Raw genomic sequence first — 16,148 nt, 5'->3', positions numbered from 1 at the left:
GAAAACCAATCCATTTTGAAGAACTGGCTACACACTGCCATCGCCCGCATCGAGGCCGATTACCAGCGCAGCGCCGACACGCATCTGATCGCCCTGCCGCTGCCCGCCTTTGCCAGCCACGGCGTCGACCTGTACCTGAAAGACGAGTCCACCCACCCCACCGGCAGCCTCAAGCACCGGCTGGCGCGCTCGCTGTTTCTCTACGGCCTGTGCAACGGCTGGCTGCATGAAGGCTCGACCGTGGTCGAATCCAGCAGCGGTTCCACGGCGGTGAGCGAGGCCTACTTTGCCCGGCTGCTGGGCCTGCCGTTCATTGCCGTCATGCCGCGCAATACCTCGCCTGAAAAAATTGCCCAGATTGAGTTTTACGGTGGCCAATGTCATCTGGTGGACAGCGCCAATGCGGTCTATGACGAGGCGCGTGCGTTGGCAGCACAAACCGGTGGCCACTACATGGACCAGTTCACCTATGCCGAGCGCGCCACCGACTGGCGCGGCAACAACAACATTGCCCAAAGCATGTTCCAGCAGATGGCGCGCGAACGTTTTCCGGTGCCGCGCTGGGTCGTGGTGGGCGCCGGCACCGGTGGCACCAGTGCCACCATTGGCCGCTTTGTGCGCTACCAGCGCCACGACACCCAGGTCTGCGTGGCCGACCCAGAAGGCTCGGTTTTTGGCGACTACCACCGCAGCGGTGACGCCAGCCTGACCGGGCCCGGCTCGCAAATCGAAGGCATCGGCCGTCCGCGCGTGGAGGCCAGCTTTATCCGCACGCTGGTGGACCGCATGATCACGGTGCGCAATGCGGATTCGTTGGCCGCGATGCAGGTGTTGTCCGACATTCTGGGCCGCAAGGTGGGGCCCTCGACCGGCACCAATTTTGTCGGCATGCTGGCACTGGCCTGCGAGATGCATCAGCGCGGCGAGCAGGGATCGATCTTGTCGCTGCTGTGCGACGCCGGTGAACGTTACCTGGGCACTTATTTTGATGACGCCTGGGCGGCGCAGCGCTTCGGCGACTGCGCCCCGGCGCGGGCCAGGCTTCAGGCGCACATCAACTGCACGGCATGAACCGACGGCAGTGCCTGACCGCGGCCTCAAGCCTGCTGCTGTGGCCTTGGGCGGCGCACGCTCAGGCCAGGCAAGCCCTGCAATTTCCGCGCGACCTCGGCAGCCACCCCGACTTTGCCATCGAGTGGTGGTACATCACCGGGCGGCTGCTGGCGGCGCAGCGCGAGTTTGGTTTCCAGATCACCTTTTTCAGGTCGCGCGTGCCGGTCACGCAAGGCATGCGCTCGACCTTTGCGGCCAAACAACTGATCTTTGCCCACGCCGCCGTGACCGACGTTGCAGCGAAGCGCCTGCTGCACGACCAGCGCATCGCCCGCGCGTCGGGCAACACGCTGATCGATCTGGCCCAGGCCAGCGAGTCAGATACCGACCTCAGCCTGGGCAACTGGTCGCTCAAGCGCGATGGCAAACGCTACCAAGCACAAGCCAATGCGGCCGACTTCTCTTTTCAACTGAGCTTGACTGAAAACCAACCCCTGTTGCTGCAAGGCGACCAGGGCTGGTCGCGCAAGGGACCCGAGGCCAAGCAAGCCAGCTATTACTACAGCCTGCCGCAAATGCAGGTGAGCGGCCAACTCAGCCTGGGCGAAGAAACCCTGCCGGTGCAGGGACAGGCATGGCTCGACCACGAATGGAGCCAGACGCTGATGCACCCGGATGCCGTGGGATGGGACTGGATTGGCATGAATCTGCTCGATGGCAGCGCGCTGACGGCCTTCAGGCTGCGCACCAAAGACGGCGCCGCGCATTGGGCGGGCGGCTCGCTGCGCGCCCCAGGCTCCGCACAAGCCGTGATTTTTGGTCCTGAAGATGTCATCTTCACGCCGCAGCGCAGCTGGAAAAGCCCGGCCAGCGGCGCCAGCTACCCGGTCCAGTGGTCGGTGCAGATCAGACGCGCCGGTACAAGCCAGTCGGCTCCCGTGCTTGCGCGCTACACCGTCAACGCCGTCATCGACAACCAGGAGCTTGACAGCCGCCAGTCCACCGGTGCCATCTATTGGGAAGGTTTGAGCGAACTGCTGGACAGCCGCGGCGCAGTGGTCGGCCGGGGCTATCTGGAGATGACGGGATACGCGAGTCCGTTGGCGCTGTAAATCATGACTACCCCAACGCCAAAACCCGGCAACCCCAAATCGCTCTCCGGGCTGTTGCCTTTCCTGAAACCCTACCGCGGCCGCATCGGCCTGGCGCTGCTGTTTTTGGTGCTGGCCGCCATGGCCACGCTGGTTTTTCCCCTGGCCTTGCGCAGCCTGATCGACGGCGGTCTGGTGCAAACCGACCGGGGTGCGCAGGTGATGGCCTTGCGCGAGCATTTTGTGGCGCTGTTTGGGGTGGCGGTGGCGCTCGGGCTGTTTTCGGCGGCGCGCTTTTACATGGTGAGCTGGCTTGGCGAGCGCATCACCGCCGATGTGCGCAATGCCGTTTATGGCCATGTGCTGCAACAGAGCCCGGCGTTTTTCGAGACCACGCAGACCGGCGAGGTGCTGTCGCGGCTGTCTGCCGACACAACGCTGGTGCAGACCGTGGTGGGCTCGTCGCTGAGCATGGGGCTTCGCAATCTGGTGATGGGTATCGGCGCCCTGGCCGTGCTGGTCTGGACCAACCCGATGGTGATGGTGCAGGTGCTCGGTGTGCTGGTGCTGATTGTGCTACCCGCTGCCTGGTTTGGCCGGCGGGTGCGCAAGCTGTCGCGCGCCAGCCAGGACCGCGCGGCCGACGCCAGTGCCATTGCCGCCGAGGTGCTCAACGCCATTCCCGTGGTGCAAAGCTACACCGCCGAGGAGCGCGAGGCGGCACGCTTTAACCTGGCAACAGACAGCGCGTTCGTGGTGGCGGTGCGCCGCTCGCGGGCGCGCTCAATGTTGGTGGCTTTCATCATCATTGCCACATCAGCCGCGCTGCTATGGGGCCTGTACCAGGGCACGCAGGCCGTGATGGCCGGGCGCATCAGCGCCGGGCATTTGGGGCAAACCGTGTTGTATGTGATCATTCTGGCCAGCGCCTTTGCCATTTTGGGCGAGGTCTATGGCGACCTGTTACGCGCTGCCGGTGCCACCGAGCGGCTGATGGAATTGCTGGCCAGCCGGTCGTCGATTGCTTCGCCGCCGCATCCAACTGCGGCACCGGTACCTGTAGCCGGTAGCGAAGTGATGTTCGAGCACGTCACGTTTCACTACCCGTCGCGACCCGGCCAGGCGGCGCTGACTGACTTCTCGCTGGACATCGCCCCCGGCCAGACGGTGGCGCTGGTCGGGCCCAGCGGGGCTGGCAAAAGCACGGTGTTTCAACTGCTGCTGCGCTTTTATGACCCCGCCACCGGGCGCATCCTCAAGGATGGCGTGCCGACGCGTGACCTGGCCCTGGCCGACCTGCGTCATGGCATTGGCATCGTGCCGCAGGATGCGGTGATTTTCTCCAGCAGCGCGCTGGAGAACATTCGCTACGGCAAACCCGGGGCCAGCGACGCCGAGGTGAAGGCCGCGGCACAAGCGGCTTTTGCCGACGAGTTCATCAGCGCCCTGCCCCAAGGCTATGACACTTTTTTGGGCGAGCGTGGTGTGCGCCTGAGTGGTGGCCAGCGCCAGCGCATTGCCATTGCCCGCGCCATGCTGAAAAACCCGCCGCTGTTGCTGCTGGATGAGGCCACCAGCGCGCTCGACGCCGAGAGTGAACGCATGGTGCAAGCCGCCCTCGAATCCGCCATGCGCGGGCGCACCACGTTGGTGATTGCACACCGGCTGGCCACCGTCATCAAGGCCGACCGCATTGTGGTGCTGGACCAGGGCCGGGTGGTCGAACAGGGCACCCATGCCGAGCTGCTGGCCGCCGGCGGACTTTATGCCGGGCTGGCGGCGCTGCAGTTCAACAGCAATAACTAAACCTTGCGGGTCAGACCACTCGCGAAGCGACGTGCTCTGACCCCAACTAACTTGAACCCTTGCGGGTCAGACCACTCGCGAAGCGACGTGCTCTGACCCCAACTGATTGGGGGTCAAGCCAGGTGACGCAACTCACGCAATGCCACTGACACCGGCGCCAGATCAGCGCCCTGGGTGCTGATGGTTTGCAGCAGCTTGCACAGGCGCTCGATGCTGGCAGCGTTGGCGTCCGCCCAGCTCTGGACGCTGTCAAAGTGCAACTGCACGCTCAGGCTGATCTGGTTGGCAATGGCATACACGTCTTCGCGCGCGCTGCCCCGGGCCTGGGTTTGCCACAGGCTGTCGGTGGGCAGGCGGTTGATCTGGGCACGCCAGGCGCTCAGGCCCAGCACGCTATCGACACCAAAGTAGGTTTGCGCCGCCTGCGCCAGCGTGGTCTTGGCCTGCTCGGTCAGATCCACCAGATCGAGCGCCGGGAAAATGAATTCCAGTGCGCTGAGCTTGCGCGCCAACTCTGCGGCCACCCCCGCCTGTGCCAACTTTTGCGTGGCCTGCTCCCAACTGGCCAAGGCGCTGGCGGGCAACCAGTTTTCCAGATTGGCATGCAGTTCACGCGCGCCGGGCTGATAACGCGCGATCAACGTGGGCAAATCAGAGGATTTGGAGCGCGCGCGCAGCATCCAGCGCGACGCGCGCTGCGTGATGGCGATGAGTTTGCTCAGCAGATCAAGCTGCAGGCTGCTGGCCACCACGCCGTCGAGCGCGTCGATCTGATCCCACAGCGGCTCCAGCTCAAAGATTTCGCGCGCCAGCGTGTAGGCCCGCACCACATCGGCGGTGCTGGCCGCGGCTTCAGCCGCCAAAAAGTTGACAAAGGTGGCGCCGCTGCGGTTGACCACGGTGTTGGCCACATAGGTGGCGACGATTTCACGCTTGAGCGGATGCAAGTCGATGGCGGCAGAAAACTTCTCGCTCAGTGCCTTGGGGAAATAAGCCTTCAGGACCCGGCTGAAATACGGGTCGTCAGGCAAATTGCTGGCCAGCAGGTCGTCAAACACCGACATCTTGGCGTAGGCCAGCAGCACCGCGCCCTCAGGCGCCGTCAGTCCCTGCTTGAGCGAACGCCGACGCACAAACTCTTCGTCGGTGGGCAAAAACTCGATGGCCCGGTTCAGCCGCCCTGCCCCTTCCAGCCACTGGATCAAGCGCTGCTGGCCGCCCAGCACATACAGGGGCCGGTGGCAGGCCACGTCGAGCGCCTGGGTCTGGTAATAGTTGTCGGCGAGCACCAGGCGGGCGACTTCGTCGGTCATGGACGCCAGCAGGTCGTTACGTTGCTTGAGCGTGAGGTCGCCCGCCTCCACCACGCGGTCCAACAGAATCTTGATGTTGACCTCGTGGTCGGAGCAATCGACACCGGCCGAATTGTCAATGGCGTCGGTGTAGATCAGGCCGCCAGCCTGGGCAAACTCGATGCGCCCAAGCTGGGTGCAACCGAGATTGCCGCCTTCCACCAGCACCTTGCTGCGCAGTTGCCGGCCGTTGACCCGGAACGCGTCGCTGGACTTGTCGCCGACCTGCGCATGGCTTTCTTGCGACGACTTGACGTAGGTGCCGATGCCGCCGTTGTAGAGCATGTCCACCGGGGCCTGCAACAGCGCATGGATCAGCTCGTTGGGCGCCAGGTCTGCGTTCTCGATACCCAGTGCCTCTTGCGCCAAGGCCGACAAATGGATCGACTTGGCGGAGCGCGGGTAAATGCCACCGCCTTCTGAGAGCACACTGCGCTCAAAGTCATCCCAACTGGAGCGGGGCAAGTTGAACAGGCGCTGGCGCTCGGCAAAACTGCGCGCCACGTCCGGTGCGGGGTCGATGAAGATGTGCCGATGATCAAACGCCGCCACCAATTTGATTTGGGTGGACAGCAGCATGCCGTTGCCGAACACGTCGCCCGACATGTCGCCAATGCCGACCACGGTGAATGGCGTCGTCTGGATGTCGTGCGACAAGGCCCTGAAATGACGCTTGGCCGACTCCCAGGCGCCGCGCGCGGTGATGCCCATCTCTTTATGGTCGTAGCCCACCGAGCCGCCAGAGGCAAACGCATCGCCGAGCCAGAAGCCATAGTCTGCCGAGACGCTGTTGGCGATGTCGGAAAAGCTGGCCGTGCCCTTGTCAGCTGCCACCACCAGGTAGGGGTCATCCGCGTCGTGGCGCACCACGTTCACGGGCGCCACGACCCGGCCCTTGACCAGGTTGTCGGTGACGTCGAGCATGCCCGCGAGCAACAGCTTGTAGCAGGCAATGCCTTCGGCCCGGAACGCCTCGCGCTCACTTGCAGGCGGCGGGTTTTTCAGGACAAAGCCGCCTTTGGAGCCGACCGGCACGATCACCGTGTTTTTGACCTGCTGGGCCTTCACCAGCCCCAGAATCTCGGTGCGGAAATCTTCGGGCCGGTCCGACCAGCGCAGACCGCCGCGCGCCACCTTGTTCATGCGCAGATGGATGGCTTCGACACGCGGCGAATAGACCCAGATCTCGAACATCGGCTTGGGTTCGGGCATGCCCGGCACTTCATGCGACTGGAGCTTGAAGCTCATGTAGGGCTTGTGAGCCCGCGTGGCAGTCGTCTGCCACACGTTGGTGCGCAGGGTGGCCAGGATGGTCCGGTGGTACTGGCGCAGGATGCGGTCTTCGTCCAGGCTGGCCACCGCGCTGAGTTGCGCTTCGATGTCCTCGTTGATACTGGTTTGCAGCGTGGCCCGGTCCGACTCTTGAGCGGGGTCGAAGCGCGCGTCGAAAAGCTGGTACAGGGTTTGCGCCAGGGCGGCGTTTTTGTACAGCGTGGCCTCCAGGTAACTCTGGCTGTACGGAAAATCCAGCTGCTTGAAGTAGCGGGTGTAAGCGCGCAACACCGCAATGGCACGCGCATCGAGCGTGGTGGCCAGCACCAGCTTGTTAAGGTCATCGCTGTCGAGCACCTTGCACCAGACCCGCACAAACAGGGCTTCGAACCGCTCCCGTATCACTGCAAACTCTGCCTCTGGCGGCAGTTGCAAACCGAGGTCGTGAATCCAGTATTGGGCGCCGTCGGCGTGGGGCTTCGCGCCGTCCAACCGGTAGGGGTGCTCGTCGAGCACGCGCGCGCCCATGCGCTCGAGCACCGGCAGAGAATCCGACAGCGCCACCTTGCTCAGGCTGAAAATCTTGAAGCGCACCATGCCGGGAGCGCTGTCGAGCGGCCGGTACAGGCGCACTGCCATCGACTGCAGAGGCGACAGGCCGGCGAGCACCTGCACATCATCGGCGGCCCTGCGGCCAGAAAAATCCTCCTGGTAAGCGGTGGGAAAGCTGTCGGCAAAACGAGCGGCCAAAGCCAGGCCGTGGCTTTCACCATGAATGTTCAGCAAGGCCTGCCTGCAATCGTCTTCCCAGCGCTGGCAAAGCCGGGTAATGCGTGCCTCGAGCGCCGACACATCGACAGCCTCGGGCACCTGCTGGTCCGCACGAATGAAGTAGTGGATGCGTGCCAGCGGATTGTTGGTCAGCGTCGGGGTGTACTCGATGGACTGGCCGTTCAGCGAGCGGCAGAGTTCCTCACCAATTCTGGAGCGCAGTTCGGTGTTGTAACGGTCACGCTGCACGAACACCTGGGCCGAGGTGAAGCGGCCAAACGGGTCGCGGCGCAGGAACACGCGCACGCGCTGGCGCTCCTGCAGTCGCAAAATACCCACGGCATGCTCGGTCAGTGTGGCGGTATCGACCTGGAACAGCTCGTCGCGCGGGTAATCATCCAGAATCGTCTGCAAGGACTTGGCGGCATGGCTCTCGGGCAGCACGCCCGCAGCCGCCATGACATCGGCGGCGCGGCGCCGGATTTGTGGAATTTCCGAAACCGCGGCAGCGTAGGCCTTGGAGGTGTAAAGCCCCAAAAAGCGGGCTTCTCCAATGACCTTGCCAGCGGCATCAAAGCGCTTGACGGTCAGGCAATCGAGCCAGGCCGGGCGATGCACGGTGGCCCGCGTCATGGCTTTGGTGACCAGCACCAGTTGGTCTGAATCCAGAAACTCAAGGGCATCAGCAGGCAAGCGGCTCACCGGCGTTTTGGGCTCACCGCGCAGAATGCCCAGCCCCGATTCAGCCACGGCCACCAGCTTGACGCCCTCCTCGTCACGCACCAAGCGGTAGTCGCGCGCGCCCAAGAAGGTGAAATGCTGCGCTTCCAGCCAGTGCAGGAACTCAACACCTTCCTGCTGTCCCTTTGCCGACAGCGGTGAGCGCGCAGATTCCTCCCTGACAGCTTGCAGGTGCTTGAGCATGGGCTGCCAGTCGCTCACAGCGGCACGCACGTCATGCAACACCTGCGCCAGTTCGGCGGCGAGTTGCCCGCGGTCGGACTCGATCACGATCCGGTCGCATTCGAGCAGAATCAGCGAAGAAATCTGACGTTTGTGGTCCGCATCCTGGCGCGCCAGGCTGGCGCTTTTGACCTTGCCACCGGCATCGCGCTCGACCGCCAGCAGCGGGTGCACGATCCAGTGCACCATGCGGCCGCTGCGGTTGATGGCCATGGTGACCGAGTCCACCAGGAACGGCATGTCTTCGTGCACCAGTTGAATGACGGTGTGTTCGCTGTCGAAACCGTCTTCAGCCAGCGTGGGGTTGAAGACGCGAATGCGCTGGCCTGCGGTGTCAGGGGTGGCGTTCAGCAAACGCCAGTGGGCGCTGGCCAGTGCCAGCAGCGTGGCTGAGCCGCGTTGCCGCAGTTCGTCGGGGTCGGTGTTGTCAAAATAGGCTGGGACAAAGTCTGCCAGCAGGGGGGCGGCTGCACCAGCATTTTCCAGGGTATAGGCGCGCAGGTCAGCAAGGTTCGCATGGGTCATGCAGTTCTCCAAATAATGCTTTGAACACCAAGGATTTTAGGAACCGCAGCCAACTTGAAGCGCCAAGCAGCCTGTCAAATCATCCAGGTATGCAAAAAACACATAAGGAAATCATGGGGCATTTTGCCAATCGAGCGACCAGGCGCCAGAGATCACGTTTTGCAGCCACAAAGCGGCGGTGAGCGTCTTGCCATCGGTGACCAATCCCTGGCGGCACCAGTCGAGCAAGTGCGCGGGCGTGGCCGTAAACACATCCAGAAACTCGCCTTCATCGAGTTGCCGTTGCCCCGCCCGCAAGCCACGCGCAAACCAGATGTCGATGAACTCCGTCGAATAGGCAATAACCGGGTGCAGCACACCCGCATGCGCCCAATGGTTGGCGCTGTAGCCTGTTTCTTCGAGCAACTCGCGCTGCGCACAGTGAAAGCAGTCTTCACCGGCATCGAGCTTGCCAGCGGGGAACTCAATCATGACCCGGCCCACCGGATAGCGAAACTGGCGCTCCAGCACCACCTGCATGGCGCCTGTTGCATCTTCGAGCAGGGGGATGATCATGACGGCACCCGGGTGCACCACATACTCGCGAGTGGCCTCAAGGCCATTGGACAGACTGACCTGATCGCGGAAAGCGTGCAGCAGTCGGCCCTTGAAAAGTTCGGTGCTGCTTATCTTTTTCTCGATCAAATGGTCAAACTGCGGCTTGCCCATGACCTTTCAATGACCAGTCAAATTGAACTGAGCAACCGCACCATCACGTGGCCAGCATCTGGACCACAGCGTTGGCGCAGAGCGCCATCAGACCGCCGGGCACCAAACCCAGAATCAGCAGCAGAGCGCCATTGAGCGACAGCACGGCACGCACCTCGAACGGGGCAGCGAGCACGGAAGAACCCGCTGGCGCATCAAAATACATAACCTTGACCACCCGCAGGTAGTAAAAAGCGCCGATCAGCGACATCATGACGGCAAACACGGCGAGCACGAGTTGCAGGGTGCCACCCGAAGCCACCAGGGCCTGCAGCACCGCCAATTTGGCATAGAAGCCGATCATGGGCGGGATGCCAGCCAGCGAGAAGAGGCAAACGGCCATGATGCCGGCATACAGCGGATTACGCTGGTTCAAGCCGGCCATGTCGGCAATCTCTTCGCTTTCGAATCCACTGCGCGACAATAACAGGATCACGCCGAAACTGGCCAGTGTGGTCAGCACATAGGAGATCACATAGAACATGGAGGAACTGTAGGCATTGGCTGCGGCTTCCGGGTGGCCAACCACGGCCCCGGAGATCATGCCGATCAGCACAAAACCCATGTGGGATATGGTTGAAAAAGCCAGCATGCGCTTGAGGTTGGTCTGTGCGATGGCCGCCAGGTTGCCAATGGCCAGTGATCCAATGGCCAACAACATCAGCATCGGTTGCCAGTCAATCGCCAGCGGCATCATGCCTTCCACCAGCAGGCGAATCGTCACGGCAAAAGCCGCCAGCTTGGGAGCGCCGCCGATCATGAGCGTGACGGCCGTGGGCGCGCCCTGGTACACATCTGGGATCCACATGTGGAAAGGCACCACGCCAAGCTTGAAGGCCAGGCCCGCCACAATAAAGACCAAGCCGAACACCAGCACCTGGTGCTTGATCTGACCCGAATGAATGGCTTTGAACGCCTCCTGCAGATCGAGCGAGCCAGTGGCACCATAAAGCATCGACATGCCGTAAAGGAGGAACCCAGAAGCCAGTGCGCCGAGCACGAAGTACTTCATGGCAGCCTCGACCGACAGGACGTAGTCGCGACGCAAGGCCACCAGCGCGTAGCTCGACAGCGTCAACAACTCAACCCCCATGTAGATCACCAGGAAGTTGTTGCCGGAAATCATGGCAAACATGCCGAGCAGCGAAAACAGGCTCAAGACAAAAAGTTCACCACCGCGCAGCATGTCACGGTCAGCCGCATACTGACGACCATAGACCAAAGACACCATGACAGCAAGCGTGGCAAAACACTTGAGCCAGTTGCCCATGACGTCGCTGACCACCATGTTGCCGAAGGCATAAATGGTCTGGCCCGAAGATGCGTAGCTGGCCTGCAGGGCGGCCACGATGGCCAGTGTCAGCATCGTGACCACGTAGGTGGCGGTGCGGGTGCGGCTTTTGACGCTCAAGTCAAACAGGGCAATCACACAGGCCATGACCAGCAAAACTATTTCCGGATAGACCGCGATCAAACTGAATTTGTCAATCATAGGTATCTCTTATCTCAAAGTTGTCAGTACAGACAGATCAGTTCAGTTTTGTCATGGCCACATGTTTCAGCAGCCCCGCCACTGAGACATCCATTACATCGGTAAACGGCTTGGGGTACAGGCCCATGTAGAGAATCGCAATACCCAGCAAAGACAGGTAGAAAAATTCCCGGCCATTGATGTCTTTCAAATGTTTGACGTGGTCGTTGGTCACCGGCCCCAGATAGACACGCTTGACCATCCAGAGGGTATAGGCTGCACCAAAAATCAGGGCACTGGCGGCCGCCATGCCGACCCAGAAATTGACTCTCAAGGCGCCCAGAATCACCATCCACTCGCCGACGAAGCCAGCCGTGCCCGGCAGACCGCAATTGGCCATGGCAAACAACATGGCAAAGGCCGTGAATTTGGGCATGGTGTTGACCACCCCGCCATAGGCCGCGATCTCGCGCGAATGGACGCGGTCATAGAGCACACCAATGCCGAGGAACATGGCCGCCGAGACAAAGCCATGGGAAATCATCTGGACGATGCCACCGGCAACGCTCAGGTCGTTGAACAGAAAAAATCCCAAAGTGACAAAACCCATATGCGCCACAGACGAATAAGCCACCAGCTTTTTCATGTCTTTCTGCACCATGGTGACGAAGCCCACGTAAATCACCGCCGCCAGCGACAAACCGATCATCAAACCGGCCCACTCATGGGCAGCGTCTGGCGTGATCGGCAGCGAGAAACGCAGGAAACCGTAGGCGCCGAGTTTCAGCATGATGGCCGCCAGCACGGCTGAGCCACCCGTGGGGGCCTCAACGTGCACATCGGGCAACCAGGTGTGCACCGGCCACATCGGCACCTTGACCGCAAAAGCAGCCAGGAAGGCGAAGAACAGCAGCGTTTGCGCCGTCTGGCCCAGCGGAAGCTTGTGCCACGTCAGCAAATCGAAGCTGCCACCCGATGTGATGTAGAGGTAGATCAGGGCGATCAGCATCAGCAGGGAACCCATCAGCGTGTACAGGAAGAATTTGAACGCCGCATAGATCTTGTTGGGGCCACCCCAGACACCGATGATGAGGTACATCGGGATCAGCGTGGCCTCGAAAAAGACATAGAACAGCATGCCATCGAGCGCACAAAAGACACCGATCATGAGACCGCTCAAAATCAGGAAAGCACCCATGTACTGGTTGACCCGACTGGTAATGACCTCCCAGCCAGCGATCACCACGATGACGTTGATAAATGCCGTCAGCAGGATGAACCACACCGAGATGCCATCAATACCGAGGTGGTAGTTGATGTTGAAACGCTCGATCCACGGCGTTGTTTCGACAAACTGCATGGCGGCAGTGGCCACATCGAACTGCGTGTAAAGCGGCAAAGTCACCAACAGACTCACCACCGCTCCCACCAGCGCGATCCAGCGAACAGCCTGCGCCTGGTCATCACGACCAAGTGCCAGCAACACCACACCGAAGGCAATCGGTGTCCAAATAGCCAGGCTCAGCAAACCCATTTTTATATTTCTCCTATTTGAGCCAGACGAAATACGTCATGAGAACAAAGATACCCAACACCATGGTCAGCGCATAGTCGTACAAATAGCCGGTCTGGACTTTTCTAACCACGCCAGAAACCCAGCCCACGATACGCCAGGAACCATTCACGACGGCTCCGTCGATCACACCCTCGTCGCCCACTTTCCAAAGCGCCACCCCCAGGCCGCGAGCGGCAGGGGCCAGCACGTTTTCGTTGAACCAGTCCATGTAATATTTGTTTTCAAGCAAGGTGTAGATCGGCATGACACTGCGCTTGATCGCCGCTGGCAAGGCCGGGTTGACCATATACATGTAATAGGCGCTCACCACACCTGCCAGAGCCAGCCAGAATGGCGCACTGGTGAGGCCATGCAAGGCCATTTGCACCGGGCCATGAAACTCTTCAGCCAACAGTTCCATGGCTTTGTGAATTTCCAGATTGACAAAAATCGCGTCCTTGAAAAAGTCGCCAAACAGCATCGGGCCGATGGTGATGAAGCCGATCAGCAGCGACGGGATGGCCAGCATGACTAAAGGCAAGGTGACGACCCAGGGGGATTCATGCGGCTTGCTGTCATGCCCATGCCCATGGTCATCATGGCCGTGATGCGCATCGGGATTCTGGTCAAAACGCTCGTTGCCATGGAACACCAGGAAGTAGAGACGGAACGAATAGAAGGCGGTGATGAAGACACCCGCCAGGACAGCAAAATAGGCAAAACCGGCGGCTGGCAACTGGCTGGCATGGACGGCCATGATGATTTCGTCTTTGGAGTAGAAGCCCGAAAACAAGGGGGTGCCAATCAGGGCCAGCGATCCCACCAGACAGGTGAGCCAGGTGATGGGCATGTATTTGCGCAAACCGCCCATCCAGCGGATGTCCTGGTTGTGATGCACGCCCATGATGACCGAACCCGCAGCCAGGAACAGCAGCGCCTTGAAGAAGGCATGCGTCATCAGATGGAACACGGCCACCGAATAAGCCGAGGCACCCAGGGCGACCGTCATGTAGCCGAGTTGCGACAGGGTGGAGTAGGCCACAATGCGCTTGATGTCATTCTGGATGATGCCCAGAAAGCCCATGAACAAGGCGGTGATGCCGCCAATGACCAGGACAAAGTTGAGCGCGGTGTCGCTGAGCTCGAACAGCGGTGACATGCGGGCCACCATGAAGATGCCGGCAGTCACCATGGTGGCGGCGTGAATCAGGGCAGAAATGGGGGTCGGGCCTTCCATTGAATCGGGCAACCACACATGCAGTGGGAACTGTGCCGACTTGCCCATGGCACCAATGAACAGACAGATACAAATCACTGTGACCAGCATCCAGTCAGTGCCCGGCAGGGTCAGCCTGGCCAGTTCAGCCGACTTGGCAAAGGCTTCGCCGTAGTTGAGCGTGCCCGTGTAGGCGGCCAGCAAACCGATGCCCAGGATAAATCCAAAGTCTCCGACCCGGTTCACCAGGAAGGCCTTCATGTTGGCAAAAATCGCGCTGGGTTTGTTGAACCAGAAACCAATCAGCAGGTAAGACACCAGGCCCACCGCTTCCCAGCCAAAGAACAACTGCAGCATGTTGTTGCTCATGACCAGCATCAGCATCGAAAAAGTAAACAGGGAAATGTAGGCAAAGAAGCGGTTGTAACCTTCGTCCTCTTCCATGTAGCCAATGGTGTAAACGTGCACCATCAGCGACACGAAGGTCACCACGCACATCATCATGGCGGTCAGGCCATCCACCAGGAAGCCGATCTCCATCTTGAGGCCGCCCACCACCATCCAGGTGTAGATGGTCTCATTGAAGCGGGCGCCATCCACCACCACACTTTGAAGCGTCATGGCCGACAAAACAAAGGACAGCAACACGCTCACAATGGTGAGCGAATGCGACATGCGCCGGCCGATGACGTTGCCGCCAAACCGGGTCCCCAGCACACCAGCGGCAATGGAGCCAACCAGCGGGCCTAAGGCAATGACCAGCAGCGTTGTGGTAGAAAGGGTTTGACTCATTTTTGTTAACCCTTCAACGAATCGAGTTCGTCCACATTGATATTCGATTTAAGGCGGAACAATAGCACCAGGATGGCCAGACCGATGGCCGACTCGGCTGCTGCAACGGTCAGGATAAAGAAGACAAATATCTGACCGTTCAAATCACCCAGATAGTGCGAGAACGCGACAAAATTGGTGTTGACTGCCAGCAGCATCAATTCGATGGCCATCAGCAGCACGATCAGGTTTTTGCGATTCAGAAAAATCCCGATTACCGAGAGCGCAAACAGCATGGCACCCAGAGAAAGATAGTGACCCAATGTAAGCGTCATGCTTTGTTCTCCACGAACGGTGTTTCAGCGGGCTGCGTCGGCAATGTGGGTTGGGTGGCGTCCATTTTGACAACCGTCAACCGGTCCACCCACTTCACGCGCACCTGCTCTTCCGGGTTGATGGCCTTGATGTCCTTGCGATGGCGCAGCGTAAGGGCAATGGCGGCAATCATGCCCACCAGCAAAATCGCAGCTGCAATTTCGAGCGGGTACAAATAGCGCGTGTAAAGCAGAATCCCAAGTTCCTTGGTGTTGGATACCTGCACCGTCGCCTGCCCGAGTGTCGCTGCGGCAACAGGCGCCTCACTGACCTGGAAGCCAGCCATCAGGACCGCAGACATTTCAAGGATGATGACAACTGCAACCACTGCCGCCAGCGGGAAATGCTTCCAGAAGCCTTTTCGGATGCCGTCCACATTGATGTCGAGCATCATCACCACGAACAGGAAAAGCACCATCACGGCACCGACATACACCAGCACCAGGGTAATGGCCAGGAACTCCGCCTTGAGCAGCATCCAGATCATGGACGCCTGAAAAAATGACAGCACCAGGAACAGCACGGCATGCACCGGATTGCGCGCCGTGATGACACGGAACGCCGCCAGCAGCAGCACTGTCGAAAAAATATAAAACAAACCCGTCTTGACATCCATGGTTAACTTATCTTTCTGATTGGTCAGCGGTACTTGGCATCGGCAGCCTTGTTGGCGGCGATTTCACGCTCATAGCGATCACCGACAGCCAGCAGCATTTCTTTGGTGAAATACAAGTCGCCCCGGTTTTCACCGTGGTATTCGAGGATGTGCGTTTCAACAATGGAATCGACCGGGCAGCTCTCTTCGCAGAAACCGCAAAAAATGCACTTGGTCAGGTCGATGTCGTAGCGATTGGTGCGGCGCGAGCCGTCGGCGCGCACTTCAGACTCGATGGTGATGGCCATCGCCGGGCAAACCGCTTCACACAACTTGCAGGCAATGCAGCGTTCTTCACCGTTTTCGTAGCGGCGCAGTGCATGCAGGCCACGGAAGCGCGGCGACATAGGCGTTTTTTCTTCCGGGTACTCCAGCGTGATCTTGCTGCGAAACGCATATTTACCGGTCAGTTTCATGCCTTTCAGGAGTTCCACCAGCATGAAACTCGACAGGAAATCCTTCAAGGAGAAGGCCCGCCCAGCAGGATTTTTAACCGTATTTAAAGTTGGGGTAGTCATAAACAGC

The 16,148-nt window shown here is 60.2% G+C and carries 11 protein-coding genes; 3 read left to right on the top strand and 8 right to left on the bottom strand.

Annotated elements, in window-relative coordinates; translation table 11 throughout:
* The first annotated feature begins 15 nt into the window (after window positions 1-15).
* The 3 genes from PHF15_RS02090 to PHF15_RS02080 are packed head-to-tail and all read left to right on the top strand — an operon-like array spanning window position 16 to window position 3,950.
* A complete protein-coding gene (locus PHF15_RS02090; protein WP_300118445.1) occupies window positions 16-1,071 on the top strand; it encodes a PLP-dependent cysteine synthase family protein in 1,056 nt (351 codons plus the stop codon).
* Window positions 1,068-2,165, top strand: coding sequence for a carotenoid 1,2-hydratase (locus tag PHF15_RS02085; RefSeq protein ID WP_300118443.1), 1,098 nt, complete (start codon window positions 1,068-1,070; stop codon window positions 2,163-2,165). Before PHF15_RS02090 ends, PHF15_RS02085 begins: the two co-directional genes overlap by 4 nt.
* 3 nt (window positions 2,166-2,168) lie before the next feature.
* Window positions 2,169-3,950 (top strand): ABC transporter transmembrane domain-containing protein, encoded by a 1,782-nt coding sequence (locus PHF15_RS02080; RefSeq protein WP_300118441.1) that lies wholly within the window; start codon window positions 2,169-2,171, stop codon window positions 3,948-3,950.
* Window positions 3,951-4,063: 113 nt separating this feature from the next.
* Here PHF15_RS02080 and PHF15_RS02075 read toward each other — a convergent pair whose 3' ends face one another.
* The 8 genes from PHF15_RS02075 to nuoI all read right to left on the bottom strand — a co-directional run bounded on the left by PHF15_RS02075 (window position 4,064) and on the right by nuoI (window position 16,141).
* Complete coding sequence (locus PHF15_RS02075) at window positions 4,064-8,833, bottom strand: NAD-glutamate dehydrogenase (protein ID WP_300118439.1); 4,770 nt, start codon at window positions 8,831-8,833, stop codon at window positions 4,064-4,066.
* Window positions 8,834-8,944: 111 nt separating this feature from the next.
* Window positions 8,945-9,541, bottom strand: coding sequence for an NUDIX hydrolase (locus PHF15_RS02070; RefSeq protein ID WP_300118437.1), 597 nt, complete (start codon window positions 9,539-9,541; stop codon window positions 8,945-8,947).
* 43 nt (window positions 9,542-9,584) lie between these two features.
* Window positions 9,585-11,072 carry an NADH-quinone oxidoreductase subunit NuoN gene (nuoN, locus tag PHF15_RS02065; RefSeq protein ID WP_300118435.1) on the bottom strand — a complete coding sequence of 496 codons (1,488 nt, stop codon included), beginning with the start codon at window positions 11,070-11,072 and terminating at the stop codon, window positions 9,585-9,587.
* A 37-nt stretch (window positions 11,073-11,109) separates the two neighbouring features.
* Window positions 11,110-12,585 carry an NADH-quinone oxidoreductase subunit M gene (locus PHF15_RS02060; RefSeq protein WP_300118432.1) on the bottom strand — a complete coding sequence of 492 codons (1,476 nt, stop codon included), beginning with the start codon at window positions 12,583-12,585 and terminating at the stop codon, window positions 11,110-11,112.
* A 13-nt stretch (window positions 12,586-12,598) separates the two neighbouring features.
* Window positions 12,599-14,614, bottom strand: a complete 2,016-nt coding sequence (gene nuoL, locus PHF15_RS02055; protein WP_300118429.1) for an NADH-quinone oxidoreductase subunit L — start codon at window positions 14,612-14,614, stop codon at window positions 12,599-12,601.
* Window positions 14,615-14,619: 5 nt separating this feature from the next.
* Window positions 14,620-14,928, bottom strand: coding sequence for an NADH-quinone oxidoreductase subunit NuoK (gene nuoK, locus PHF15_RS02050; RefSeq protein WP_300118426.1), 309 nt, complete (start codon window positions 14,926-14,928; stop codon window positions 14,620-14,622).
* Window positions 14,925-15,584, bottom strand: coding sequence for an NADH-quinone oxidoreductase subunit J (locus tag PHF15_RS02045; RefSeq protein ID WP_300118423.1), 660 nt, complete (start codon window positions 15,582-15,584; stop codon window positions 14,925-14,927). Before PHF15_RS02045 ends, nuoK begins: the two co-directional genes overlap by 4 nt.
* Before the next feature lie 23 nt (window positions 15,585-15,607).
* Window positions 15,608-16,141: an NADH-quinone oxidoreductase subunit NuoI gene (gene nuoI / locus PHF15_RS02040; RefSeq protein ID WP_300118420.1), complete on the bottom strand. Its 534-nt coding sequence runs from the start codon at window positions 16,139-16,141 to the stop codon at window positions 15,608-15,610.
* Window positions 16,142-16,148 lie beyond the last annotated feature (7 nt).

It is taken from the genome of Rhodoferax sp. (assembly GCF_028689295.1).
Taxonomy (GTDB): domain Bacteria; phylum Pseudomonadota; class Gammaproteobacteria; order Burkholderiales; family Burkholderiaceae_C; genus Rhodoferax.
The sequence above is the reverse complement of the archived record's forward strand: the minus strand, read 5'-3'. Positions and strand labels throughout refer to the sequence as shown.

What these genes read in the sequence shown, in the direction of transcription:
- PHF15_RS02045 (WP_300118423.1), bottom strand. Translation starts at nt 15,584, where the DNA reads ATGGATGTCAAGACGGGTTTGTTTTATATTTTTTCGACAGTGCTGCTG.
- PHF15_RS02070 (WP_300118437.1), bottom strand. Translation starts at nt 9,541, where the DNA reads ATGGGCAAGCCGCAGTTTGACCATTTGATCGAGAAAAAGATAAGCAGC.
- PHF15_RS02075 (WP_300118439.1), bottom strand. Translation starts at nt 8,833, where the DNA reads ATGACCCATGCGAACCTTGCTGACCTGCGCGCCTATACCCTGGAAAAT.
- nuoK (WP_300118426.1), bottom strand. Translation starts at nt 14,928, where the DNA reads ATGACGCTTACATTGGGTCACTATCTTTCTCTGGGTGCCATGCTGTTT.
- nuoI (WP_300118420.1), bottom strand. Translation starts at nt 16,141, where the DNA reads ATGACTACCCCAACTTTAAATACGGTTAAAAATCCTGCTGGGCGGGCC.
- PHF15_RS02085 (WP_300118443.1), top strand. Translation starts at nt 1,068, where the DNA reads ATGAACCGACGGCAGTGCCTGACCGCGGCCTCAAGCCTGCTGCTGTGG.
- PHF15_RS02080 (WP_300118441.1), top strand. Translation starts at nt 2,169, where the DNA reads ATGACTACCCCAACGCCAAAACCCGGCAACCCCAAATCGCTCTCCGGG.
- nuoL (WP_300118429.1), bottom strand. Translation starts at nt 14,614, where the DNA reads ATGAGTCAAACCCTTTCTACCACAACGCTGCTGGTCATTGCCTTAGGC.
- nuoN (WP_300118435.1), bottom strand. Translation starts at nt 11,072, where the DNA reads ATGATTGACAAATTCAGTTTGATCGCGGTCTATCCGGAAATAGTTTTG.
- PHF15_RS02060 (WP_300118432.1), bottom strand. Translation starts at nt 12,585, where the DNA reads ATGGGTTTGCTGAGCCTGGCTATTTGGACACCGATTGCCTTCGGTGTG.